Annotated in this window: 22 protein-coding genes; 10 read left to right on the plus strand and 12 right to left on the minus strand. The window is 61.6% G+C overall.

Annotated features, from left to right (window positions below; genetic code table 11):
* From DBR18_RS13505 to DBR18_RS13530, 5 genes are all read right to left on the minus strand, one after another.
* Positions 1-1,063 (minus strand): phosphatidylserine/phosphatidylglycerophosphate/cardiolipin synthase family protein (locus tag DBR18_RS13505; RefSeq protein WP_108590677.1); only part of this gene is annotated, 1,063 nt, incomplete at its 3' end.
* 1 nt (position 1,064) lies between these two features.
* On the minus strand, positions 1,065-1,655 hold the full coding sequence (locus DBR18_RS13510) for a YceI family protein (RefSeq protein ID WP_108590678.1): 591 nt from the start codon (positions 1,653-1,655) through the stop codon (positions 1,065-1,067).
* A gap of 141 nt (positions 1,656-1,796) precedes the next feature.
* Positions 1,797-2,102 (minus strand): amidase, encoded by a 306-nt coding sequence (locus tag DBR18_RS13515; protein WP_108590679.1) that lies wholly within the window; start codon positions 2,100-2,102, stop codon positions 1,797-1,799.
* Positions 2,099-3,178, minus strand: coding sequence for a serine hydrolase (locus tag DBR18_RS13520; RefSeq protein WP_108590680.1), 1,080 nt, complete (start codon positions 3,176-3,178; stop codon positions 2,099-2,101). The genes DBR18_RS13515 and DBR18_RS13520 overlap by 4 nt, the downstream gene beginning before the upstream one ends.
* Positions 3,179-3,315: 137 nt before the next feature.
* The gene (locus tag DBR18_RS13530) at positions 3,316-4,197 is read right to left on the minus strand and encodes an acyl-CoA dehydrogenase family protein (protein WP_108590681.1); all 882 of its coding nucleotides are present in this window, start codon (positions 4,195-4,197) and stop codon (positions 3,316-3,318) included.
* A gap of 153 nt (positions 4,198-4,350) precedes the next feature.
* Here DBR18_RS13530 and olsB point away from each other — a divergent pair, with 153 nt between their 5' ends.
* Both olsB and DBR18_RS13540 read left to right on the plus strand, forming a co-directional pair.
* A complete protein-coding gene (gene olsB / locus DBR18_RS13535; RefSeq protein ID WP_108590682.1) occupies positions 4,351-5,106 on the plus strand; it encodes an L-ornithine N(alpha)-acyltransferase in 756 nt (251 codons plus the stop codon).
* Positions 5,106-5,900 carry a 1-acyl-sn-glycerol-3-phosphate acyltransferase gene (locus tag DBR18_RS13540; RefSeq protein ID WP_108590683.1) on the plus strand — a complete coding sequence of 265 codons (795 nt, stop codon included), beginning with the start codon at positions 5,106-5,108 and terminating at the stop codon, positions 5,898-5,900. The genes olsB and DBR18_RS13540 overlap by 1 nt, the downstream gene beginning before the upstream one ends.
* An 82-nt stretch (positions 5,901-5,982) precedes the next feature.
* Here DBR18_RS13540 and DBR18_RS13545 read toward each other — a convergent pair whose 3' ends face one another.
* Entirely contained in the window at positions 5,983-6,555 is a 573-nt protein-coding gene (locus DBR18_RS13545; RefSeq protein WP_108590684.1) for an ACP phosphodiesterase, read from the minus strand.
* A gap of 169 nt (positions 6,556-6,724) precedes the next feature.
* Between DBR18_RS13545 and DBR18_RS13550 the strand changes: the two genes are divergently transcribed.
* The 3 genes from DBR18_RS13550 to DBR18_RS13560 are packed head-to-tail and all read left to right on the plus strand — an operon-like array spanning position 6,725 to position 9,297.
* Complete coding sequence (locus DBR18_RS13550) at positions 6,725-7,045, plus strand: helix-turn-helix transcriptional regulator (protein ID WP_025110729.1); 321 nt, start codon at positions 6,725-6,727, stop codon at positions 7,043-7,045.
* Positions 7,046-7,050: 5 nt separating this feature from the next.
* Complete coding sequence (locus DBR18_RS13555) at positions 7,051-8,217, plus strand: MFS transporter (protein ID WP_108590685.1); 1,167 nt, start codon at positions 7,051-7,053, stop codon at positions 8,215-8,217.
* A gap of 30 nt (positions 8,218-8,247) precedes the next feature.
* Positions 8,248-9,297: an alkene reductase gene (locus DBR18_RS13560; protein WP_108590686.1), complete on the plus strand. Its 1,050-nt coding sequence runs from the start codon at positions 8,248-8,250 to the stop codon at positions 9,295-9,297.
* 369 nt (positions 9,298-9,666) lie between these two features.
* Here the strand turns inward: DBR18_RS13560 and emhR are convergent, their stop codons facing one another.
* The gene (emhR, locus tag DBR18_RS13565) at positions 9,667-10,299 is read right to left on the minus strand and encodes an efflux system transcriptional repressor EmhR (protein WP_108590687.1); all 633 of its coding nucleotides are present in this window, start codon (positions 10,297-10,299) and stop codon (positions 9,667-9,669) included.
* A gap of 267 nt (positions 10,300-10,566) precedes the next feature.
* Here emhR and emhA point away from each other — a divergent pair, with 267 nt between their 5' ends.
* The 5 genes from emhA to DBR18_RS13595 all read left to right on the plus strand — a co-directional run bounded on the left by emhA (position 10,567) and on the right by DBR18_RS13595 (position 18,846).
* Positions 10,567-11,721, plus strand: coding sequence for an efflux RND transporter periplasmic adaptor subunit EmhA (emhA, locus tag DBR18_RS13570; RefSeq protein ID WP_108590688.1), 1,155 nt, complete (start codon positions 10,567-10,569; stop codon positions 11,719-11,721).
* Between the two features lie 3 nt (positions 11,722-11,724).
* On the plus strand, positions 11,725-14,874 hold the full coding sequence (gene emhB / locus DBR18_RS13575; protein WP_108590689.1) for an efflux RND transporter permease subunit EmhB: 3,150 nt from the start codon (positions 11,725-11,727) through the stop codon (positions 14,872-14,874).
* Positions 14,871-16,331, plus strand: a complete 1,461-nt coding sequence (gene emhC / locus DBR18_RS13580) for an efflux RND transporter outer membrane subunit EmhC (protein WP_108590690.1) — start codon at positions 14,871-14,873, stop codon at positions 16,329-16,331. The genes emhB and emhC overlap by 4 nt, the downstream gene beginning before the upstream one ends.
* 161 nt (positions 16,332-16,492) lie before the next feature.
* On the plus strand, positions 16,493-17,752 hold the full coding sequence (locus DBR18_RS13585; protein ID WP_108590691.1) for an OprD family porin: 1,260 nt from the start codon (positions 16,493-16,495) through the stop codon (positions 17,750-17,752).
* Between the two features lie 287 nt (positions 17,753-18,039).
* The gene (locus DBR18_RS13595) at positions 18,040-18,846 is read left to right on the plus strand and encodes a methyltransferase domain-containing protein (protein ID WP_108590692.1); all 807 of its coding nucleotides are present in this window, start codon (positions 18,040-18,042) and stop codon (positions 18,844-18,846) included.
* A gap of 107 nt (positions 18,847-18,953) precedes the next feature.
* Here DBR18_RS13595 and pcaC read toward each other — a convergent pair whose 3' ends face one another.
* The 5 genes from pcaC to pcaG form a co-directional block, all read right to left on the minus strand.
* Positions 18,954-19,346, minus strand: a complete 393-nt coding sequence (gene pcaC / locus DBR18_RS13600) for a 4-carboxymuconolactone decarboxylase (protein ID WP_025110738.1) — start codon at positions 19,344-19,346, stop codon at positions 18,954-18,956.
* Positions 19,347-19,356: 10 nt separating this feature from the next.
* The gene (gene pcaD, locus DBR18_RS13605) at positions 19,357-20,148 is read right to left on the minus strand and encodes a 3-oxoadipate enol-lactonase (protein WP_108590693.1); all 792 of its coding nucleotides are present in this window, start codon (positions 20,146-20,148) and stop codon (positions 19,357-19,359) included.
* Positions 20,149-20,159: 11 nt separating this feature from the next.
* Positions 20,160-21,524, minus strand: coding sequence for a 3-carboxy-cis,cis-muconate cycloisomerase (locus tag DBR18_RS13610; RefSeq protein WP_108590694.1), 1,365 nt, complete (start codon positions 21,522-21,524; stop codon positions 20,160-20,162).
* A 46-nt stretch (positions 21,525-21,570) separates the two neighbouring features.
* Positions 21,571-22,866: an MFS family transporter gene (locus DBR18_RS13615; protein ID WP_108590695.1), complete on the minus strand. Its 1,296-nt coding sequence runs from the start codon at positions 22,864-22,866 to the stop codon at positions 21,571-21,573.
* Between the two features lie 197 nt (positions 22,867-23,063).
* Positions 23,064-23,630, minus strand: coding sequence for a protocatechuate 3,4-dioxygenase subunit alpha (pcaG, locus tag DBR18_RS13620; protein WP_108590696.1), 567 nt, complete (start codon positions 23,628-23,630; stop codon positions 23,064-23,066).
* Positions 23,631-23,727: the final 97 nt, after the last annotated feature.

A 23,727-nucleotide genomic window follows, 5' to 3' on the forward strand; every position in this document is an offset into this window, starting at 1 on the left:
CTTCAAGACTGACCTGCTGACTCAGCCCGAAGTCCCTCTCGAAACTCTCCGCGACCGCTGCCGTCAACGAAGGGTCCAGCGCCTCCAGATTCGCCTCCAGATTGAAGCGCAGGTTCCAGTGATCGAAGTTGCACGAACCGATGCTCACCCACTCGTCCACCAGCACCATTTTCAGGTGCAGGAAGCACGGCTGGTATTCGAAGATCTGCACCCCGGCCTTGAGCAGGCGCGGGTAGTAGCGATGGCCGGCATAGCGTACCGACGGGTGATCGGTGCGCGGTCCGGTGAGCAATAGCCGCACATCGACACCACGGGCCGCAGCCTTGCGCAGCGAGCGGCGGATTTTCCAGGTCGGCAGGAAATACGGGGTGGCCATCCAGATGCGTTTTTGCCCGCTGTTCAGTGCGCGAAACAGTGATTGCAGAATGTCGCGATGCTGACGCGCATCGGCGTAGGCCACGCGGCCCATGCCCTCGCCCATGTCCGGGACTTTGGGCAACCGTGGCAGACCAACGTGCGCGGTAGGTTTCCACGCCCGGCGATGGCGGTTGGCAATCCATTGGCGGTCGAACAGCACTTGCCAGTCGAGCACCAGCGGGCCGCGAATTTCCACCATCACTTCATGCCACTCGCTGGTGTCCTGCCCCGGGGTCCAGAACTCATCGGTAACCCCGGTGCCGCCGACCACCGCCAGACGCTGATCGACCAGCAGCAATTTGCGGTGATCGCGATAGAAATTGCCGACCCAGCGCCGCCAGTTCAGGCGATTGTAGAACCGCAGTTCGACTCCGGCCTGAATCAGGCGCTGGCGCAGGTTCAACGTGAAAGCGAGGCTGCCGTAATCATCGAACAGGCAGCGCACCCGCACACCCCGCTCGGCGGCCTGCACCAGCGCCTGCACCACGGCTTCGGCGCAAGCGCCCGCCTCCACCAGATACAGCTCCAGCTCGACCTGCTCTTCGGCGCGGGCAATCTCCACCAGCATGCGCGGGAAGAATTGCGGGCCGTCGATCAACAGCTCGAAACGGTTGCCGTCACGCCACGGAAACACCGCGCCGCGCATGTCAGCGCGCCGTGAAAATCAGCACCGCACCCACCGGCACCGACAGACTGATGGCCGACAGACCGGCGAGGTTGCGCAGGGTTTCCAGCCCTGGCACCAGGTCGAAGTCTTCGGCATTGATCACCAGCGGTTCGAGGGTCACCACTTGAAAACGCCGGTCATCGAGGCGGGTTGCCAGCAACTCCGCCGGGTATTCGTGTTGTTTGCCGTGCAGATTGACGGTCAGTGGCAAACGCAATTCCAGCTGCGCGCCGGGGGCCAGGTCATTGATCGGGCGCAGGTCGATTCGGGTGCTGATGGTCGCTTCGGGGAATTGCTCGATCTGGAACAGCTCCTTGCGCATGCGCTCGTCGCGCAGCGGGATGCCGCTGCTGATCGATTCCAGCTCGACTTCGACCTCGGCCCGACCGTCGGGGTCGACCTTGCCGTGCAGCACCAGAAAGCGTTGCACTTCGGAAATATGGGCATTCTTGGTGCTGACAAACGACAGCCGCGATGATTCGCCGTCCAGATACCAGTTGGCCTGCGCCGGCAACGCGGCAGCGGCCAGCAGCAGACTGGCGAAGGCTTTGTAGAGGGAGCGGTTGAACATTGAACACTCGTTGGGCGATAAACCTGCACGAACCTTAACCGCCCGTGGGTTTATTGCAACATCAAGATCAAAAGATCGCAGCCTTCGGCAGCTCCTACAGGTGGACCCGATCCTGTAGGAGCTGCCGCAGGCTGCGATCTTTCAAGGCTGTAACCGGCAACCCTGGCGTTCGCTCAGCCACTGGGCACGGTTGCTGCGGCCCATGCCGCTGACGGTGATGGTTTTGCTCGCGCTGTCATCGCTGAATTCGCTGGTCGGCAGCCACTGTTTCACATAGCCCCGGCAATACTCGGCATCGTTATTCATCACGTAGCGACACGAACAATATTCCTTCGCCGTGTACGCGCTGATGATGTCCGGGAACGCCCACAGGTTTTCCCGTTCGAGCCAGATCCAGCCCAGCAGCACGATCAAAGCCAACAGCAGAATCCGCTTGAACAACTTCATGGCTGCACCGCCTTGAGCACGCGTTTGAGCAGTTCGTTGTGGCGATAGCTGCCGTCGCGATCATCGGCGTAACGCACGATTACCAGTTTGTCGCTGGGAATCACATACAGCGCCTGGCCCCAGTGGCCGAGGGCGGCGAAGGTGTCGGGCGGTGCGTCGGGCCACGGTGCAACGGCGCCATCGGTCAGGCGATTGAGCCACCACTGGCCGCCGGGCACCGCTTCGTCCTGATGCGCCTTGTAGCCGGCAAAAGGCTCGCGATTGAAGGCGACCCAGTCTTTGGGTAACAACTGTCGATCATTCCAGCGCCCGTCGCGGGCCATCAGCAGGCCGACCCGCGCCAGATCCCGGGCGGTGAGGTAGGCATAGGACGAGGCGACAAACGTGCCGCCGGCATCGGTTTCCCACACGGCGTGTTTAATGCCCAGCGGCTCGAACAGCGCCGTCCACGGATAGTCGGGGTAACGCTGCGGGCCGACCATGTTCTTCAGCGCGGCGGCCAGCAGATTACTGTCGCCACTGGAGTAACGAAACGCCTGCCCCGGTGCCGCGTAGGCGTCGTGATTGGCGGTGAACGCGGGCATGTCGCGATGCCCACGGGTGTAGAGCATCGCCACCACCGAGGATTTCAGCGGGGCGTATTCGTAGTCTTCCTGCCAGTCCAGCCCGGAGGCCCAGTGCAGCAGATCCACCATTTTGATCGTCGGGTGTTGTTCCAGCACCGGATAAAACTTCGAAACCGGATCATCCAGTTTGAACAGGCCTTCGCCATAGGCCACACCCAGCACGGTGGCCATCAGGCTCTTGCTGATCGACCAGGTCAGGTGCGGGGTTTCGGAACGGGTCGGGCCGGCGTAGCGTTCGTAGATGACTTGGCCGTCGCGAATGATCAGCAGAGCGTCGGTGCGGATGCCTTGGCGGGTGGTGTCGTTACGGGGTGGGAAGGCGTAGGTCTCTAATGCCTCGACCGCTGCGCCGCTGATTTTTGCGCCCGTCGGCCATTGTTCACCGGGCCATTGCCCGGCCTGGACCGTGAAGCTGATCAGCAGCAGAAACAGGGGCAGGCCTTTGAACATGGAAAAGTCTCAACCGAAGGATGCAAAGATCATGGCCCAGACAAATGACAATCTCCCGATCACTGTAGGAGCTGCCGCAGGCTGCGATCTTTTGCTTGTTCTTTTAAAGATCAAAAGATCGCAGCCTGCGGCAGCTCCTACAGGGGAATGTGCAGGGCTTTGGCCAAGCGCTTGGCCCGCGCCCCCGCCGCCAACTGCATCACCCCCTGATCACGCTGCCACATCGCCGCCCACTCCGGATTGCCCTCGGCCAACGCCTGATCGATCTCGGGTTTGAACGCATCGAACTGCGCAAACAACCCACCCAGCAACACATGCCCCGCCGGATTGTTCGGCGGCTGGCGGCTCGCCTCCGCGCACCCGGCCAACAGCGCCAGCAAGCGCAGTTGCAGCGGCTGCGACCAGCCACTGTCCTGACCGACGCCATACAGCCACGCGGTCATTGCGCTCAGCACATAGACATCTTCCAGGGTGCGGAACGGCTTCACATAAGCATCCCAGCCATCCCCCGCCAGCAATTCGCACAACGCGCCGTCCAGATGCAGCCGACCGTGGCTGATGTCCGGCATCAGTGGCAGTGCGGGGAGCTTTTCCACACGCACGCCGGGTTCGCCGGGATAGACCACCGCCAGACTCAGACGCGGCGTTTCGCCGGGCTCTTCACTGCGCGCGGCGATCAATAGCCAGTCCGCCGCATCCCCGGCGGTGACGAAATCCTTGCGCCCGTTGAGGCGCAAATCCGTCAGGCGCGTCTGCATGTCCGCCGGACGCAAGCTGCGCTGTTCGGTCGCACACAGGGCGCCAAGACTTGGCGGCGCGCTCGGCCAGAGCATGCGCAACGCGGCCTGATAACCCACCAGAAACGCCAGCCCCGGCGTCGCCATCCGCCGCCCTCCGGCCACCGCCAGTTCGAACGGCGTCACGTTGCCCAGTTGATGCAACAACGTGGCGAAACCTTCCGCCAGATCAGGGACGGCGGGCAGGCGTTCACGGCTTTCGAGCAGGCTGGGCCAGGGCATAAGAGGCTCCTTGTAGGCTGTCATACAAGCATCACCAAACGTTCATGGCGATGACACCGGGGCTACATAGCCTGACTTTGCACAACATGGCTGCATAAAGAAAGTCGATCGGCTGCAACCCACGACGGGTTCAAGGCCCGTACGGAGATTCAAATGACTCAGATCGCCCGCATCAGCGACACCGGCAATGAACGCCGCCTGCAAGCCGAACGCCTGATCGGCGCCGAGGCCTTGCAGCAAGCCCAGGCCTTGCGCTTCAGCGTATTCAGCGGCGAGTTCAACGCCAAGCTGAAAGGCGCGGAACTGGGTCTGGACATGGATGACTATGATGTTCACTGCAGCCACATCGGCGTGCGTGACCTGAACACCGGGCGTCTGGTCGCCACCACCCGCTTGCTCGATCACACCGCTGCCAGCAGCCTGGGCAAGTTCTACAGTGAAGAAGAATTCAGCCTGCATGGCCTGGCGCATCTGCAAGGTCCGATCCTCGAAATCGGCCGTACCTGCGTCGCCCCGGCCTACCGCAACGGCGGCACCATCGCCGTGCTCTGGGGTGAACTGGCCGAAGTCTTGAATCAGGGCGGCTACAGCTACCTGATGGGTTGCGCGAGCATTCCGATGCAGGACGGCGGCGTGCAGGCCCACGCGATCATGCAGCGTCTGCGCGAACGCTATCTGTGCACCGAACACCTGCGCGCCGAGCCGAAAAATCCGTTGCCGTCGCTGGACATTCCATCGAACGTGATCGCCGAAATGCCACCGCTGCTCAAGGCCTACATGCGCCTGGGCGCCAAGATCTGCGGCGAGCCTTGCTGGGACGAAGACTTCCAGGTCGCCGACGTGTTCATCCTGCTCAAGCGCGACGAACTTTGCCCGCGCTACGCCAAGCACTTCAAGGCGGCCGTGTGATGAGCCGGTTGCGCGTGTACGCGCGAATCGCGCGGGTGCTGGTGGTGGTGACGCTGGGACTGACCATGGCCAGCGTCTTCGGCGTGTTCGAACGCATTGGCCTGGCGCACTCGATGCAACGTCGGCAGCGCTGGTCGCGATTCTTCATGGCGCGCCTGAGCAATGCCCTGCCCTTTCGCGTGACCGTGCACGGCGAATTGCCGCAGCAGCCGATGCTGTGGGTGAGCAATCATGTGTCATGGACGGACATTCCGCTGCTGGGCATGCTCACGCCGCTGTCGTTTCTGTCCAAGGCCGAAGTGCGCACCTGGCCGGTGGCGGGTTGGCTGGCGGCCAAGGCTGGCAGTCTGTTCATCCGTCGCGGTTCGGGCGACAGCCAGTTGATCCGCAAACAGATGACCCGCCATTTGCAGACGCAGCATCCGCTGCTGATGTTCCCGGAGGGCACCACCACCGATGGCCGTTCGCTGCGCACCTTTCATGGTCGCCTGCTGTCGGCGGCCATCGATTCCGAGGTGATGCTGCAACCGGTGGCGATCCGTTATCTGCGCAACGGCGAAATCGACACGCTGGCACCGTTCATTGGTGACGATGACTTGCTGTCGCACCTGATGCGGCTGTTCAGCCATGATTGCGGCGATGTCGAAGTGCATCTGCTCAAGCCGATCGCCTGTCAGGGCCGCGAACGTGCGGCGCTGGCGTTCGAAGCGCAGCAGGCGGTGCAGAAGGCGTTGTTTGGTGACATCGCCAAAGCGGCCGACCCACGCCGTGCCGGCGAGTTGATCGCTGCCTGAAACAAAAAAGATCGCAGCCTTCGGCAGCTCCTACACCGATCCCCTGTAGGAGCTGCCGAAGGCTGCGATCTTTTGATCTTGGCTATCCCTGTGAAGCCGCAAAATCCTGAAGCTGCGGATAGAACATCCGGAAATCCTCACTCAGCGGCTCATACAACCGCCGCAATTCCTGCATCGCCCCCGCCAGTTCCTCAGGCCGGGTCAGGCGTCGCGAGATCCCGCGCAGCACCTGTTCCAGCACTTCAAACTCCTGATACGAACCCAGCCAATCATTGGCAACCATGTACGGGGCGATTCTCGCCAGGCGTTCGGGCAATTGCCGTTCATTCGACAGCACCCGATAAACGTCGCGGGTAAACTGCTCCAGCGGTTGATCGGCGTACAGCGTCCAGTCCCGCGCCAGGCAATGGTCGAAAAACACATCGAGGACGATCCCGGCATAACGCCGCCGGGTCGCGGTGAAACGTCCGAGGGCGATGTCCACCAGCGGGTGGCGATCGGTGAACACATCAATGCGCCGATGCAGCTGAATCGCCGCTTCAATCGGCGGTGCAAATTGCCCCTGCAGCCGTCCTTTGACGAAATCGCCATACAGACTGCCGAGTAATTGCTCGGGGCGCTGGCCTCCGAGGTGTAAATGTGCGAGATAGTTCATGGGCGCAGCTTAGCACTGCGCGCTTTCATCGATACACCACACATATCGTTATAACCCGATATACCGATTTATGCGGTCATCAGATCAAATTCATATTGGTATATCGCGAAATACCGATTTAAAGTTCGCCTCATCGCGATATAGCGCTACAGATCACGAGCACAAAGCCATGAACCTCGACCTCGACGAAATAATAAAAGCCCTGGCACACCCAGTACGGCGAGACATCCTCATCTGGCTGAAAGACCCCAAAGCCGAATTTCCGGAACAACTGCACAACCACGAGTACGGCATCTGCGCCGGGCAGATCGATCAACGCTGCGGCCTGTCGCAGTCGACCGTCTCCGCCCACCTGGCGACCCTGCAGCGTGCAGGGCTGATCAGCAGCCAGAAAGCCGGCCAGTGGCACTTCTTCAAACGCAACGAGGACGTGATCCAGGCTTTCCTCGACGCCATCGTCAAAGAGCTCAGCGCTCCCACAAGGAATTGATTCAAATGCCCCTCTCGCTACTCATTCTGGCCTTGAGCGCCTTCGCCATCGGCACCACCGAGTTCGTCATCATGGGCCTGTTGCCCGATGTGGCGGCCGACCTCGGTGTGTCGATCCCGGGCGCTGGCTGGCTGGTGACCGGTTACGCCCTGGGCGTGGCCATCGGTGCGCCGTTCATGGCACTGGCCACCGCAAAACTGCCGCGCAAGGCTGCACTGGTAGCGCTGATGGGCATTTTCATCGTCGGTAACCTGCTGTGCGCCATCGCCAGTGACTACAACGTGCTGATGTTTGCCCGTGTCGTCACCGCGCTGTGCCACGGTGCGTTCTTCGGTATCGGTTCTGTGGTAGCTGCCGGGCTGGTGGCGCCGAACAAGCGCGCATCCGCCGTGGCACTGATGTTCACCGGCCTGACCCTGGCCAACGTGCTCGGTGTACCGCTGGGCACCGCGCTGGGACAGGAAGCTGGCTGGCGTTCGACCTTCTGGGCGGTGACTGTGATTGGAGTGGTAGCGCTGATCGGTCTGATCCGCTTCCTGCCGGCCAAGCGTGACGAGGAAAAACTCGACATGCGCGCCGAACTCGCCGCCCTCAAAGGCGCCGGTATCTGGCTGTCGCTGAGCATGACCGCGCTGTTCGCCGCGTCGATGTTCACCCTCTTCACCTATGTCGCACCGCTGCTCGGTGACGTCACCGGCGTCTCGCCAAAAGGCGTGACCTGGACCCTGCTGCTGATCGGCCTCGGCCTGACGGTGGGCAACATCATCGGCGGCAAATTGGCGGACAAGCGTCTCGGCGCGACCCTGATCGGCGTGTTCGTGGCGATGGCGGTGGTCTCCACCGTACTGAGCTGGACCAGCGTTGCGCTGATCCCCACGGAAATCACCCTGTTCCTCTGGGCCACCGCTTCGTTTGCCGCCGTGCCGGCGCTGCAAGTCAACGTGGTGACCTTCGGCAAGGCCGCACCGAACCTGGTGTCGACCCTGAACATCGGCGCTTTCAACATCGGCAACGCCCTGGGCGCCTGGGTCGGCGGCAGCGTCATCGCCCATGGCTTCGGCCTGACCAGCGTGCCCCTGGCGGCAGCAGCGCTGGCCGTGCTCGCGCTGCTGGTGACCCTGATCACTTTCCGTCAGAACGGCGATGCCGGCCTGGCCCCTGCTACCCACTGATTAACCACTTCACTGACGAGGGTTGTACACATGGCAACTATTTTCGATCCGATCAAACTGGGCGACCTCGAGCTGTCCAACCGCATCATCATGGCCCCGCTGACCCGCTGCCGCGCCGACGAAGGCCGCGTGCCGAACGCGCTGATGGCCGAGTACTACGTGCAACGCGCCTCTGCCGGCCTGATCCTGTCCGAAGCCACTTCCGTCACCCCGATGGGCGTCGGCTACCCGGACACCCCGGGCATCTGGTCCAACGATCAGGTGCGCGGCTGGACCAACGTGACCAAAGCGGTGCACGCGGCCGGCGGCAAGATCGTTCTGCAACTGTGGCACGTCGGCCGCATCTCGCACCCGTCGTACCTCAATGGCGAAACCCCGGTCGCCCCGAGCGCCATCCAGCCTAAAGGTCACGTCAGCCTGGTGCGCCCACTGGCCGACTATCCGACCCCGCGCGCGCTGGAAACCGCTGAAATCGCCGAGATCGTCGAGGCCTACCGCACCGGTGCCGAGAACGCCAAGGCTGCCGGTTTCGACGGCGTAGAGATCCACGGCGCCAACGGCTACCTGCTCGACCAGTTCCTGCAAAGCAGCACCAACCAGCGCACCGACAACTACGGCGGCTCCCTGGAGAACCGTGCGCGTCTGCTGCTGGAAGTGACTGACGCGGCAATCGACGTCTGGGGCGCCGGCCGTGTCGGCGTGCACCTGGCACCGCGCGCCGATTCCCACGACATGGGCGACGACAATCTGGCCGAGACCTTCACTTATGTGGCTCGCGAGCTGGGCAAGCGCGGCATCGCCTTCATCTGCTCCCGTGAGAAAGAAGGCGCCGACAGCCTCGGCCCACAACTGAAAGAAGCGTTCGGTGGTGCGTACATCGCCAACGAACGCTTCACCAAGGACAGCGCCAATGCCTGGCTGGCTGAAGGCAAGGCAGACGCGGTGGCGTTCGGCGTACCGTTCATTGCCAACCCGGATCTGCCGGCCCGCCTGAAGGCCGATGCGCCGCTCAACGATGCACGTCCTGAGTTGTTCTACGGCAAGGGCCCGGTCGGTTACATCGACTACCCAACGCTGTAAGCGTTATTCAGTACAAAACAGCAGAAACGCAAAAGCCCCCGACTCGTGAGAGCCGGGGGCTTTTTGTTGGGTTTTACTCCGCAATCGCTGGAGCGCCTTTGTGGGAGTGGGCTTGCTCACGAATGCGCTGTGCCATTCAGTATCTGTGTTGACTGATTCACCGCCTTCGCGAGCAAGCCCGCTCCCACAAAGGCATCCTGGTGGCGTCTGGATTTCGTAATGCTGTCGTTATTGACGACAGCTAACATTCATTCACAGGGACGACACAAAATCCCTACAAAATCCGTAGCTCGCTACGTTTAAACTCTCGCCCCGAATCTGAATGGAGCAGGCCGATTGACACAACCTGTTCCAATTACGCATTTTGTTTCATTTGCGCAGACTGGGGCTCAGGCGCAGCATATCCAACCCTGTATCGACCCAGCGCTCGGCTTCGGCATGCAATTCAAAGCTGTCCGGCGCCAACAGCCATCCATACAGGAGGCCATCGATATACGCATGAATGCTGATGGCCGCCCGGGCAGTGTCGAGATTTTCCGGCAACTGGCCGCGATTGACCGCATTACGCAAGGTCAGACCGATGCGCAGGTTGCAATCGAGACTGGCCGCGCGGCGCTGCTGGCGCAGATCGCACATTTCATCGGTGAATTCGCACTTGTGAAACAGAATCTCGTTGATGCGACGGGTCTTCGGATCCAGGGCAACCTGATGGAACAGATGGATCAACAGCTTGCGCATGCAGCCCAGCGGATCGAGTTCGTCCTCGCTCTCGCTGGCCTTGGCCAATTCATCCAGCGGTTCATGCAGGCTGTCGAGCATCGCCTGCACAAGATCGGCCTTGTTGCTGAAATGCCAATAGATGGCCCCGCGGGTGACGCCGGCCATCGTCGCGATATCCGCCAGGGTCGTGCGGGCAACGCCCCTTTCATAAAACGCTTTCTCGGCCGCTTCGAGAATCTGGCTGCGCGTTTCCTGAGCTTCCTCTTTGGTACGACGGACCATGGCAGTAAAACCTCAAACAGGATGTTTCAGGGATGGCTGAATATCCGCTGAATAAAGAGGGGGCCGATCTCTCACGAATCGGCTCCCCGGCCTACAATTTCAAACCTTGCGACGACTTTTGTAACAGGGTGGGTACGACGCCAGGGTGTTTACAAACAACCATGAACGTAAGTATATTCCTTAGCAAGCTACTTATCCACCCGACCCGATTTTTTTACCCTTCCACACTTCTTGTGCGCAATTTGCGCGCCTGACCCGAGGATCTTCATGCAATTCAAGCCAGCTGTTACCGCTCTGGTCACTGCCGTCGCCCTGGCATCGCTGCTCAGCGGATGTAAAAAGGAAGAAGCGGCCCCGGCCGCTCCGCCTCCTCAGGTCGGCGTCGTCACCCTGCAACCACAAGCGTTCACCCTTACGTCCGAACTGCCGGGCCGCACCAGTGCGTACCGCATCGCTGAAGTTCGACCGCAGGTCAACGGCATCATTCTCAAGCGTCTGTTCAAGGAAGGCGGCGATGTCAAAGCCGGCCAGCAGCTGTATCAGATCGATCCGGCGGTCTATGAGGCGACCCTGAAAAGCGCCGAAGCCAACCTGCGTTCGACCAAGTCGATCTCCGACCGCTACAAGCAACTGGTCGATGAGCAGGCCGTAAGCCGTCAGGAATACGACACCGCCGTGTCCAACCGCATGGAATCGGAAGCCTCGTTGCAGAGTGCGCAGATCAATGTGAAATACACCAAGGTCTACGCGCCGATCTCCGGCCGCATTGGCCGTTCTTCAGTGACTGAAGGCGCCCTAGTCAGCAATGGTCAGGCCGACGCGATGGCGACGATCCAGCAACTGGACCCGATCTACGTCGACGTCACCCAGTCCTCGGTCGAGCTGCTCGAACTGCGCCGCGAGCTGGAAAGCGGTCGTCTGCAGAAAGTCGGCGACAACTCGGCAGCGGTCAAGCTGACCCTCGAAGACGGCAGCCTGTACAAGCTCGACGGCAAGCTGGAATTCTCTGAAGTCTCGGTTGACCCGACGACCGGTTCCGTGACCCTGCGCGCCGTGTTCCCGAACCCGGACCACACCCTGCTGCCAGGCATGTTCGTGCGCGCCCAGTTGCAGGCCGGCGTCAACGCCGCGGCCATTCTGGCGCCGCAGCAAGGCGTGACCCGCGACCTCAAAGGTACACCGACCGCACTGGTTGTCGGCGCGGACAACAAGGTTGAACTGCGTCAGCTCAAGGCCAGCCGTACCGTCGGCAGCCAGTGGCTGATCGAGGATGGCCTGAAGGCCGGCGATCGTCTGATCACCGAAGGTCTGCAGTACGTTCGCCCAGGTGTTCAGGTCAATCCGACCGAAGCGACCAACGTAGCCAAGAACCCGGCCCCCGCTCAGGCAGCTGACAAAGCCGCTGGCGGCAAAGGGGAGTAACTCATGTCGAAATTTTTTATCGACCGTCCGATTTTCGCCTGGGTAATTGCCCTGGTGATCATGCTGGTCGGGGCTCTATCGATCCTGAAATTGCCGATCAACCAGTACCCGAGCATTGCGCCTCCGGCCATCGCGATCTCCGTGACCTACCCGGGTGCTTCGGCACAAACGGTTCAGGACACCGTGGTCCAGGTGATCGAGCAGCAGCTCAACGGTATCGACAACCTGCGTTATGTGTCCTCGGAAAGTAACTCCGACGGCAGCATGACCATCACCGCGACCTTCGAGCAAGGCACCAACTCCGACACCGCGCAGGTTCAGGTTCAGAACAAGCTGAACCTGGCCACCCCGCTGCTGCCGCAGGAAGTGCAGCAACAGGGTATCCGCGTGACCAAGGCAGTGAAAAACTTCCTGCTGGTGATCGGCGTGGTGTCGCGTGACGGCAGCATGAGCAAGGACGACCTGTCCAACTACATCGTGTCGAACATGCAGGACCCGATCTCGCGGACTGCCGGTGTCGGTGACTTCCAGGTCTTCGGTGCCCAGTACGCAATGCGTATCTGGCTCGACCCGGCCAAGCTGAACAAGTACAACCTGACCCCAGCTGATGTCAGCACCGCAATCTCGGCGCAGAACGTTCAGGTGTCTTCCGGTCAGCTCGGCGGTTTGCCGGCGCTGCCAGGCCAGCAACTGAACGCCACGATCATCGGCAAGACCCGTCTGCAGACTGCCGAGCAGTTCAAGGCGATTCTGCTGAAGGTCAACCCGGACGGCTCGCAAGTGCACATCGGCGATGTCGCCGACGTCGGTCTGGGTGGCGAAAACTCGACCATCTCGGCACAGTTCAACGGCAAGCCATCGTCCGGTCTGGCGGTGAAACTGGCCAACGGCGCCAACGCCCTCGACACCGCCAAGGCGCTGCGCAAGACGATTGACGAGCTCAAGCCGTTCTTCCCGCAAGGCATGGAAGTGGTGTTCCCGTACGACACCACCCCGGTGGTGACCGAATCGATCAAGGGCGTGGTTGAAACCCTGGTCGAAGCGATCGTGCTGGTGTTCCTGGTGATGTTCCTGTTCCTGCAGAACTTCCGCGCCACGGTCATCACCACGATGACCGTGCCGGTGGTATTGCTCGGTACATTCGGCATCCTCGCGGCGTTCGGCTTCAGCATCAACACCCTGACCATGTTCGGTATGGTGCTGGCCATCGGCTTGCTGGTGGACGACGCCATCGTCGTGGTGGAGAACGTCGAGCGGGTGATGAGCGAAGAAGGCTTGTCACCGAAGGAAGCGACCAAGAAGTCCATGGGCCAGATCCAGGGCGCTCTGGTCGGTATCGCGCTGGTTCTGTCGGCGGTACTGCTGCCAATGGCGTTCTTCAGCGGCTCCACCGGTGTGATCTACAAGCAGTTCTCGATCACCATCGTTTCGGCCATGGCCCTGTCGGTAATGGTTGCGCTGATCTTCACCCCGGCACTGTGCGCCACCATGCTCAAGGCTATCCCGAAAGGCGAGCACGGCACGCCGAAAAAAGGTTTCTTCGGCTGGTTCAACCGCAGCTTCGACCGTGGCGTGAAAAGCTACGAGCGCGGTGTCGGCAACATGCTGTCGCGCAAAGCGCCTTACCTGCTGGCCTACGTACTGATCGTGGTCGGCATGATCTGGCTGTTCACCCGCATTCCGACCGCGTTCCTGCCGGAAGAAGACCAGGGCGTACTGTTCGCCCAGGTACAGACCCCGGCCGGCTCCAGCGCCGAACGTACGCAAGTCGTGATCGACGAAATGCGTTCCTACCTGTTGGATAAGGAAGCGGGCGCAGTGGCGTCGGTGTTCACCGTGAACGGCTTCAACTTCGCCGGTCGTGGTCAGAGCTCGGGTCTGGCGTTCATCATGCTCAAGCCGTGGCACGAGCGTGATTCGAACAACAGCGTGTTTGCCCTGGCGCAGCGCGCCCAGCAGCACTTCTTCAGCTTCCGCGATGCGATGGTGTTCGCCTTCGCCCCGCCGGCAGTACTGGAGCTGGGTAACGCCACCGGTTTCGACGTGTTCCTGCAGGACCGCGCCGGTATCGGTCACGAAAAACTGATGGAAGCCCGTAACCAGTTCCTCGGCATGGCTGCGCAGAGCAAGGTGCTCTATCAGGTTCGTCCGAACGGGCTGAATGACGAGCCGCAATACCACCTGGAAATCGACGATGCGAAGGCCCGCGCCCTGGGCGTGAGCATTTCCGACATCAACAGCACCCTGTCGATCTCCTTCGGTAGTAGCTACGTCAACGACTTCATCGACCGCGGCCGGGTGAAGAAGGTGTACGTGCAAGGTCAGGCCGGCTCGCGGATGAGCCCGGAAGACCTGAAGAAGTGGTATGTGCGCAACAGCGCCGGAACCATGGTGCCGTTCTCCGCCTTCGCCAAGGGCGAGTGGATCTACGGCTCGCCGAAACTGGCGCGTTACAACGGTGTGGAAGCGATGGAGATCCTCGGTTCTCCGGCGCCGGGTTACTCCACCGGTGAAGCGATGGCCGAAGTCGAAGCGATTGCCAAGAAGCTGCCGGCCGGTGTCGGTATCTCCTGGACCGGTCTGTCCTACGAGGAACGTCTGTCCGGCTCGCAGGCGCCAGCGCTGTACGCCCTGTCGCTGCTGATGGTGTTCCTGTGTCTGGCGGCACTGTATGAAAGCTGGTCGATTCCGATCGCCGTTATGCTTGTGGTACCGCTGGGGATCATCGGTGCATTGATGGCCACCAGCCTGCGCGGTCTGTCCAACGACGTGTACTTCCAGGTGGGCCTGTTGACGACCATCGGTCTTGCGGCTAAAAACGCCATTCTGATCGTGGAATTCGCCAAGGAGCTGCACGAGCAAGGGCGCAGTCTGCGCGATGCGGCGATCGAAGCGTGCCGCATGCGTCTGCGACCGATCATCATGACCTCGCTGGCGTTCGTCCTCGGTGTAGTACCGTTGGCTATCTCCACGGGCGCAGGTTCAGGCAGCCAGCATGCGATCGGTACGGGCGTGATTGGCGGTATGCTCACGGCTACGATTCTGGCGATCTTCTGGGTCCCACTGTTCTTCGTCACGGTTTCGTCCATGGGCCAGCGTAAAATCGCCGACCAGGATGAGACGACTGAAACTCCTAAAGAGGCTGGCCAATGAGCAAGTCGCTACTCTCCATCGCAGTCGCCGCCTTCGTGTTGAGCGGTTGTTCGCTGATTCCTGACTATCAGCGGCCAGAGGCACCGGTTGCGAACCAGTTCCCGCAGGGCCCGGCGTACTCGCCGGCCCAGGCACCGGCGCAAGCCGCTGCCGAACAGGGCTGGAAGCAGTTTTTCCATGACCCGGCCCTGCAGCAGCTGATCCAGGTTTCCCTGGAAAACAACCGCGACCTGCGTGTCGCGGCGCTGAACATCGACGCCTATGCGGCTCAGTACCGCATCCAGCGTGCCGACCTGTTCCCGGCCGTTTCGGCGAACGCCACCGGCAGTCGCCAGCGCGTTCCGGCACGGGCTTCGCAGACCGGTGAAGCGGGCATCACCAGCTCCTACTCCGCCACCGTTGGCATCAGTGCCTACGAACTCGACCTTTTCGGTCGGGTTCGCAGCCTGAGCGAACAAGCGCTGCAGCAATACTTCGCCACCGAAGAAGCGCGTCGCAGCACCCAGATCAGTCTGGTGGCCAGTGTCGCCAACGCTTACCTGACCTGGCAGGCCGACAAGGAACTGCTCAAGCTGACGCAGGACACCCTCGGAGCCTTCGAAGAAAGCTACAAGCTGACCAGTCGCAGCAACGAAGTCGGTGTGGCTTCGGCGCTGGACCTGGCGCAGTCGCGCACCTCGGTGGAAAACGCCCGGGCGCAACTGGCCAAGTACACCCGTCAGGTGGCTCAGGACGAAAACAGCCTGACCCTGTTGCTCGGCACCGGTATCCCGGCCAACCTGCAAGCGGCCAAACCGCTGTCGGATGACCTGCTCAGCGACGTGCCGGCCGGTCTGCCTTCGGACCTGTTGCAACGCCGTCCGGACATCCTGCAGGCCGAGTACAACCTGAAAGCGGCCAACGCCAACATCGGCGCGGCCCGTGCAGCGTTCTTCCCGAGCATCAGCCTGACGGCCAATGCCGGTACGCTGAGCCCGGACCTGTCCGGTCTGTTCAAGGGTGGTTCGGGGACCTGGCTGTTCCAGCCGCAGATCAACCTGCCGATCTTCAACGCCGGCAGCCTGCGCGCCAGCCTCGACGCGGCAAAGATCCAGAAGGACATTGGCGTGGCGAACTACGAGAAGTCGATTCAAACCGCCTTCCAGGAAGTCGCCGATGGCCTGGCCGCCCGCCAGACCTACACCGAGCAGTTGCAGGCGCAGCGTGACTTCGTCGCGGCCAACCAGGACTACTACCGCCTGGCCGAGCGTCGTTACCGCATCGGGGTCGACAGCAACCTGACCTTCCTCGACGCCCAGCGTCAGTTGTTCAGCGCACAACAGGCGCTGATCACCGACCGCCTCGCGCAGCTGACCAGTGCGGTCAACCTGTACAAGGCCCTGGGCGGTGGCTGGAATGCACAGACCGCACAGAACGAACCGCTGAAAGAAGAAGCACCGAAGATGAAGCTGTTCTGATCATCGTCAGGTGAAAACAGGAAGCCCACCGATTGGTGGGCTTTTTGTTGCCTGAGAATCAAAAGATCGCAGCCTTATCCCTGAATCTGCAATTTCGTGCCTGCTCCGAGAACGGCGGCAACGAACCCGTTCGCCCTAAAAAAATAACAAGAGACCTTGCGATGACTCATCCAACCGCGCCGTACGCATTCCCCGGCCTGATCGCCCTGGCCCTGGCCGGCGTCGCCCTGCCCGCCGCTGCCGAAGAAGCCGGTTTTGTCGAAGGCGCCAGCGCCAGCCTGAATCTGCGCAACTTCTACATCAATCGCAATTTCACCAACCCGACCAAAGCCCAGGGCAAGGCTGAAGAGTGGACGCAGAACTTCATTCTCGACGCCAGATCCGGCTTCACCCAGGGTACCGTCGGTTTCGGCATGGACGTGCTCGGCCTGTATTCGATCAAGCTCGATGGCGGCAAAGGTACTGGCGGCACGCAATTGCTGCCCCTGGATCACGACGGGCGTCCGGCGGACAACTTCGGCCGCACCAACGTCGCGTTCAAGGCCAAACTGTCGCAGACCGAAATCAAGGTTGGCGAATGGATGCCGGTGCTGCCAATCCTCCGTTCGGACGACGGCCGTTCACTGCCGCAAACCTTCCGTGGCGGGCAGATCACTTCGAAGGAAATCAACGGGCTGACCCTCTACGGCGGGCAGTTCCGCGCTAACAGCCCGCGGGACGACAGCAGCATGAGCGACATGTCGATGTTCGGTAAGCCCTCGTTCACCTCTGAGCGCTTCAACTTTCAGGGCGGTGAATACCAGTTCAACGAAAAACGCACGCAGATCGGCCTGTGGAACGCCGAACTCAAAGACATCTACAGCCAGCAATACCTCAACCTGACACACAGCCAGCCACTGGGCGACTGGACGCTGGGCGCCAACCTCGGCTTCTTCTACGGCAAGGACGACGGCAGCGCCCGCGCCGGCGAACTCGACAACAAGACCTGGTCGGGGATGTTTTCGGCCCGTTACGGCGGCAACACCTTCTACGTCGGCCTGCAGAAACTCACCGGCAACAGCGCCTGGATGCGGGTCAACGGCACCAGCGGCGGCACCCTCGCCAACGACAGCTATAACTCGAGCTACGACAACGCCCAGGAACGCTCGTGGCAGGTGCGTCACGACTACAACTTCGCCGCCCTCGGCATCCCCGGCCTGACCCTGATGAACCGCTACATCAGCGGCGACAACGTACACACCGGAACCATCACCGACGGCAAGGAATGGGGCCGCGAATCCGAACTGGGCTACACCGTGCAGAGCGGCACCCTGCGCGACCTCAACGTGCGCTGGCGCAACTCGACCCTGCGCCGCGACTTCAGCAACAACGAGTTCGACGAGAACCGCCTGATCATCAGCTATCCGATCAGCCTGCTCTGATTCGAAATCCCCCCGGCCACCTGTAGGAGCTGCCGAAGGCTGCGATCTTTTGATCTTGAAAAGCAGAATCAAAAGATCGCAGCCTTCGGCAGCTCCTACAGGAAATGGGATATCAGGGAGCCATCCGTCAGGATCTGTGGCACTTCGCCGGGCCTCGGGTAGAGTAGGAAAAACCTGAAGGACTCAGGCGCAACACCCTCCCCGCTTCCGCTATCCAGAGTTGTTGGTCCTCAAGATTTGGCCAGGTTGTCATCGGAAGACACTGCTGATCATCGGAGGACAACCTCATGATCAACCGACTCAAAGCCGCACCCGACTGGGACGCCAGGGCGTACCAGCAGTTTTCCCGTCTCAGGCAACGCCCCGTCAACGAATTGCTCGACCGTGTCGATCTGCACGACCCCAAACGGATTTATGACCTGGGCTGCGGCACCGGCATCGCCACGCAGTTGCTGGCCGAGCGCTGGCCGCGTGCGCAGCTGCTGGGCGTCGACAGCTCGCGGCAAATGCTTGATCAGGCCCGGTGTCTGCCGATCAACGCCCAATGGCAAGAGTGCGACCTGCTCGACTGGCAACCTCGACAACCCGCCGACCTGCTGCTCGCCGCAGCGGTGCTGCATTTCATCGGCGATCATCAACAGCTGCTGCCGCGCCTGCTGGGGCATCTCAACCCCGGGGGCTGTCTGGCGGCGCACATGCCGGACTGGCGCGATGCGCGGTGGTATCAACTGATGCTCGACACCCTCGAAGACGCCGGGCCGGGACACTCACCCATCGGCACAGCGCAATTGCGCCAGCGCATGGCAGCGCGGCCGCTGTTGACGCTGGAGGATTACTACCGCTTGCTGGCGCCGCTGACCACGTCGCTGGACATCTGGGAAACCGAGCAATTGCAGGTGGTCGACGGCAAGTCGCCGGTGTACGACTGGGTGAAGGTTTCGGCGCTGCGGCCGGTGATGCAGGCGCTGGATTCAGAGGAACAGGCGCGGTTTATCTATCACTTCCTGATGCGGGTGCACGAGCATTACCCGCCGGAGAAAAACGGGCATACGCTGTTTCCGTTCAAACGGATTTTCATTGTGGCCAGGGTTTGAAGATCAAAAGATCGTCCGATCGCGGCCCGAGCCTTCGGCAGCTCCTACATTTGGAATGCGTTCCCCTGTAGGAGCTGCCGCAGGCTGCGATCTTTTGATTCCGATGCTCACTCCCGGGATTCAACCCCCAGCTCATCCCACACCGACTCCGCCAGATGAAACGTGGCATTGGCCGCCGGGATCCCGCAGTAAATCGCGCTCTGCATGATCACTTCCTTGATCTCGCCCCGGCTCACACCGTTGTTCGCCGCTGCGCGCAAATGCAGTTTCAATTCGCCTTCGCGGTTCATCCCGATCAGCATGGCGATGGTGATCAGGCTGCGGGTATGCCGCGGCAGGCCCGGGCGCGTCCAGATGTCGCCCCAGGCGTGGCGGGTGATCATCTCCTGAAATTCCGAATTGAACTCGGTCAGTGTGGTCAGGCTGCGATCGACATGCGCATCGCCCAGCACCGCACGGCGTACTTGCATGCCATCGTCATAACGTTGTTTCTCGTCCACAACAATCCCCTCACTGAGCGTTCAGAAACGCCAACACACGATCACTGAAATCCGCCCCGGCCTGCACGTTGGACAGGTGCGCTGCATGGAACTCGGCGTACTCGGCGCCGCGCACATGCTCCTGAATGAAATGCCCGCCGGACGGCGGCGTCACCGCGTCCTCTATGCCGGCAATCACCAGCAGTGGCAGGTTGATCGACGCCAGTTGCTCACGGAAATCGGCATCACGCACTGCCGCGCAATTGGCCGCGTAACCTTCCGGCGAAGTCGCTGCGAGCATGTCGGTGATCTTCTTCGCTGCAGCCGGATTGGCCGCGGAAAAGTCCGGGGTGAACCAGCGCGCAATCGAGGCATCACGCAGTGCGACCATCGCCGCCGGGCCGTCACGCAGCACGGTTTCGATACGCGGGTTCCACACCGATGGATCGCCGATCTTCGCCGCGGTGTTGCACACAATCAGTTTGTGCAGACGATGACCGGCATTGATCCCCAGCCACTGACCGATCAAGCCACCCATCGACAATCCGCAAAAATGCGCGCGCTCGATGTGCAGCGCATCCAGCAGCCCCAGCACATCACGGCCCAGTTGCTCGATGCTGTACGGCCCCGGAGTCACCAGCGACTGGCCGTGACCACGGGTGTCGAAACGCAGCACCCGGAAGTGCTCGGTGAACGCTGGTATCTGCGCATCCCACATGTGCAGATTGGTGCCCAGCGAGTTGGACAGCACCAGCACCGGCGCATCGACCGGGCCGTCCCATTGATAGTGCAGTTCGCCATCGGCGAGTTGAACGAAAGCCACAGCCCTCTCCTTCAGACAGTCAAAGCGTTGTGTTCGGCCACGGCGCGCTCGACCCAGGTTTGTGCCTGGCCGAGGTAGTGCGCAGGGTCGAGCAGATGATCCAGTTCGGCGCTGCTCAGTTCTGCAGTCACTTGCGGCTCGTCGCCGAGCACCGCGCGCAGGTGGCGCTGTTCGGCCACCGCGCGTTTGCAGCATTGTTCGAGCAGGTGATGCGCGGTGTCACGGCCGACCCGCTGAGCGAGGACGATGCTCACCGCTTCGGCCAGCACCAGCCCCTGGGTCAATTCGAGGTTGCGCGCCATGCGCTCGGCATCGACTTCCAGGCCATCGGCCAACAGGCGCGCCTGTTGCAGCGCACCGGACACCAGGCAGCAGATGTCCGGCAGGGTTTCCCATTCGGCATGCCACAGACCGAGGCTGCGTTCGTGCTCCTGCGGCATGGCGCTGAACAACGTCGAGACCAACCCCGGCACCCGCGTCGCCGCGCCGATCAACACCGCCGCGCCCACCGGATTGCGCTTGTGCGGCATGGTCGACGAACCGCCCTTGCCCGGCGCCGACGGTTCGAACACTTCCGCCGCTTCGGTCTGCATCAGCAGACTGACGTCGCGCCCGAGTTTGCCGAGGCTGCCTGCGATCAAACCGAGTACCGCGCCGAACTCGACGATGCGATCCCGCTGGGTGTGCCACGGTTGCTCAGGCAAGCTCAGTTGCAGCTCTTCGGCCAGGGCCTGGGCAATCGGCATTGCCTTCTCACCGAGCGCCGCGAGAGTGCCGGACGCACCGCCGAACTGCAGCACCAGCAAACGCGGTTTGAGTTCGCGCAGACGCTGACGGCTACGAGTCACCGCGCCGAGCCAACCGGCAATCTTCATCCCGAGGGTCACCGGTGTGGCGTGTTGCAGCCAGGTGCGCCCGGCCAATGGCGTCGCCGCATGCCGTTGGGCCTGGGTGGCGAGCGAATCGGCGAGCGCTGCCAGATCGTTTTCCATCAGTTGCAGCGCCTGCCGCAATTGCAGGACCAGCCCGGAATCCATCACGTCCTGACTGGTGGCGCCCAGATGCACATAGCGCTCGGCCTCCGCACTGCTTGCGGCGATCTGCTTGCCTAACGCCTTGACCAATGGAATCGCCGAGTTACCGGCCGTGGCAATCGCCTCACCCAGCGCCGCGAAGTCATACAGGCCGGCGTTGCAGGCGGCGGCAATCGGCGCGACGGCAGACGCCGGAATCACCCCGACCCGCGCCTCGGCCCGGGCCAGCGCCGCTTCGAAATCGAGCATCGCCTGCACCCGGCCCTGATCGCAGAACACGTCGCGCATATCGAGGGCAGTGAAGTAGGCATCGAACAATTGATTGCCCGGTCGCTGAGTCATAAACAGTCCTTGCCGGCGCGGGCCATCGCGGCCCGCGCTCATCGGTTTACAGATCGTGGTGCAGATACGCCGCCTGTTTCGGCAGGCGCAGGCTGAACAGGAACGCCACCGCCATCATCACCGTGACGTACCAGTAGAAGGCGTTTTCCATGCCCCCGGCCTTCAGGCTCAGGGCCACGTATTCCGCCGAACCGCCGAAGATTGCATTCGCCACCGCGTAGGCAAGGCCAACGCCAAGGGCGCGGACTTCCGGCGGGAACATTTCAGCTTTCACCAGGCCGCTGATCGAGGTGTAGAAACTGACGATCGCCAGCGCCAGGGTGATCAGCACGAAGGCCAGCACCGGGCTGCTGATGCTTTTCAGACTCAACAGGATCGGCACGGTGAACAGCGTGCCGAGCGCGCCGAACCAGAGCATCGAATTACGTCGGCCGATCTTGTCGGCGAGCATGCCGAACAGCGGCTGCATGCACATATAGAGGAACAGCGCGCCGGTCATGATGTAGCTGGCGGTCTTGGCGTGCATGCCGGCGGTGTTCACCAGGTACTTCTGCATATACGTGGTGAAGGTATAGAAAATCAACGAGCCACCGGCGGTGTAACCGAGCACGGTGATGAATGCCGCTTTGTGATCACGGAACAGTGCGCGGATGCTGCCGGCGTCCTTGTTCTCGCGCATTTCCTTGCTGGTGGTTTCTTTCAGCGAACGGCGCAGGAACAGTGAAATCACTGCCGCCACCGCGCCGACCACGAACGGAATCCGCCAGCCGTAAGCACGCAATTCGTCTTCGCTGAGGAACTGCTGCAGGATCACCACCAGCAACACCGCCAGCAGTTGGCCGCCGATCAGGGTCACGTATTGGAACGAAGCGAAAAAGCCGCGCTGCCCCTTGAGCGCGACTTCACTCATGTAGGTTGCAGTGGTGCCGTACTCGCCGCCCACCGACAGGCCTTGCAGCAGACGCGCGAACAGCAACAGCAGCGGTGCCCAGACGCCAATGCTGGCGTAAGTCGGCAGGCAGGCGATGAGCAATGAGCCGAAGCACATCATCAGCACCGAAATCATCATCGAGGTCTTGCGGCCCTTCTTGTCCGCCAGCCGCCCGAAGATCCAGCCGCCGATCGGGCGCATCAGGAACCCGGCAGCGAACACCCCGGCCGTGTTGACCAGTTGCACCGTGGGGTTGTCGGAGGGGAAAAACGCCGGGGCGAAATAGATCGCGCAGAAGGCATACACGTAGAAGTCGAACCATTCGACCAGGTTGCCGGACGAGGCACCGACAATGGCGAAGATGCGCTTGCTGCGCTCTTCGCCGGTGTAATGAGCGGTGGTAGTTGTCATTGTTTTTTACTCTGAGGGGACAGGTGAGAGTCTAGACACACTTCGCAACAGTCCCGTTCCACATTGGATCTGCAACACAGCTTTCCCTCTGTGGGAGCGGGCTTGCTCGCGAAGAGGGCGTGTCAGGCAATTTAATGTTGACTGACACGCCGCCTTCGCGAGCAAGCCCGCTCCCACAGGAGACGTGTGGTGTTCTCTCAATAATCGAAGAACACCGTCTCCGCCTCAGTGCCCTGCAAGATCACATTCCACTGATAAACCCCCGCCGCATCCGGCTTCGCCAGCAAGGTCGCGCGACGCTCGGCCGGCACACATTCGAGCAGCGGATCATTCACGTTCGCCGGGTCGCCTTCAAAGTAGATGCGTGTCAGCAAGTGCTTGACCAGACCACGGGCAAACACCAGCACCACCAGATGCGGCGCCTGGGTCGAGCCCTTGAGGCCTTCGACCGTGCCCGGTTTGATCGTGGTGAAACGGAAGCGCCCTTCGGCGTCCACCGGCACCCGGCCGAAACCTTCGAAGTGCGGATCCAGCGGTTTGTCCTGCTCGTCTTCCGGGTGCGCGTACTTGCCGGCGGCGTTGGCCTGCCAGACTTCGAGCATAGCGTCGTTGACCACATCGCCGTTGCCGTCAACAACCTGGCCGGTGATCGCCACGCGCTCGCCGAGGGTTTGTTCGACGGTAAGGTTTTCGCGGTTCAGCCAGGTCAGACCGATGTGGTAGTACGGCCCGACGGTGTGGGACGTGGTGGCAGTCAGCGTCATCTTATTTCTCCATCGGCGTGGCGTCGCGGCCGCGCAAGACGATGTCCCAGCGATAGCCGAGGGCGTAGGACGGAATGGTTTTTTCCAGATCGAAAGT

The sequence above is a fragment of the Pseudomonas sp. HMWF021 genome (genome assembly GCF_003061005.1).
Lineage (GTDB): Bacteria > Pseudomonadota > Gammaproteobacteria > Pseudomonadales > Pseudomonadaceae > Aquipseudomonas.

Coding starts and splice junctions, on each gene's coding strand:
- DBR18_RS13530 (WP_108590681.1), bottom strand. CDS start 4,197: ATGCCCTGGCCCAGCCTGCTCGAAAGCCGTGAACGCCTGCCCGCCGTC.
- DBR18_RS13520 (WP_108590680.1), bottom strand. CDS start 3,178: ATGTTCAAAGGCCTGCCCCTGTTTCTGCTGCTGATCAGCTTCACGGTC.
- pcaG (WP_108590696.1), bottom strand. CDS start 23,630: ATGACGCTGACTGCCACCACGTCCCACACCGTCGGGCCGTACTACCAC.
- DBR18_RS13595 (WP_108590692.1), top strand. CDS start 18,040: ATGATCAACCGACTCAAAGCCGCACCCGACTGGGACGCCAGGGCGTAC.
- emhR (WP_108590687.1), bottom strand. CDS start 10,299: ATGGTCCGTCGTACCAAAGAGGAAGCTCAGGAAACGCGCAGCCAGATT.
- DBR18_RS13545 (WP_108590684.1), bottom strand. CDS start 6,555: ATGAACTATCTCGCACATTTACACCTCGGAGGCCAGCGCCCCGAGCAA.
- DBR18_RS13510 (WP_108590678.1), bottom strand. CDS start 1,655: ATGTTCAACCGCTCCCTCTACAAAGCCTTCGCCAGTCTGCTGCTGGCC.
- DBR18_RS13615 (WP_108590695.1), bottom strand. CDS start 22,866: ATGACAACTACCACCGCTCATTACACCGGCGAAGAGCGCAGCAAGCGC.
- emhA (WP_108590688.1), top strand. CDS start 10,567: ATGCAATTCAAGCCAGCTGTTACCGCTCTGGTCACTGCCGTCGCCCTG.
- DBR18_RS13550 (WP_025110729.1), top strand. CDS start 6,725: ATGAACCTCGACCTCGACGAAATAATAAAAGCCCTGGCACACCCAGTA.
- DBR18_RS13540 (WP_108590683.1), top strand. CDS start 5,106: ATGAGCCGGTTGCGCGTGTACGCGCGAATCGCGCGGGTGCTGGTGGTG.
- DBR18_RS13610 (WP_108590694.1), bottom strand. CDS start 21,524: ATGACTCAGCGACCGGGCAATCAATTGTTCGATGCCTACTTCACTGCC.
- DBR18_RS13555 (WP_108590685.1), top strand. CDS start 7,051: ATGCCCCTCTCGCTACTCATTCTGGCCTTGAGCGCCTTCGCCATCGGC.
- emhB (WP_108590689.1), top strand. CDS start 11,725: ATGTCGAAATTTTTTATCGACCGTCCGATTTTCGCCTGGGTAATTGCC.
- DBR18_RS13515 (WP_108590679.1), bottom strand. CDS start 2,102: ATGAAGTTGTTCAAGCGGATTCTGCTGTTGGCTTTGATCGTGCTGCTG.
- DBR18_RS13560 (WP_108590686.1), top strand. CDS start 8,248: ATGGCAACTATTTTCGATCCGATCAAACTGGGCGACCTCGAGCTGTCC.
- DBR18_RS13585 (WP_108590691.1), top strand. CDS start 16,493: ATGACTCATCCAACCGCGCCGTACGCATTCCCCGGCCTGATCGCCCTG.
- olsB (WP_108590682.1), top strand. CDS start 4,351: ATGACTCAGATCGCCCGCATCAGCGACACCGGCAATGAACGCCGCCTG.
- emhC (WP_108590690.1), top strand. CDS start 14,871: ATGAGCAAGTCGCTACTCTCCATCGCAGTCGCCGCCTTCGTGTTGAGC.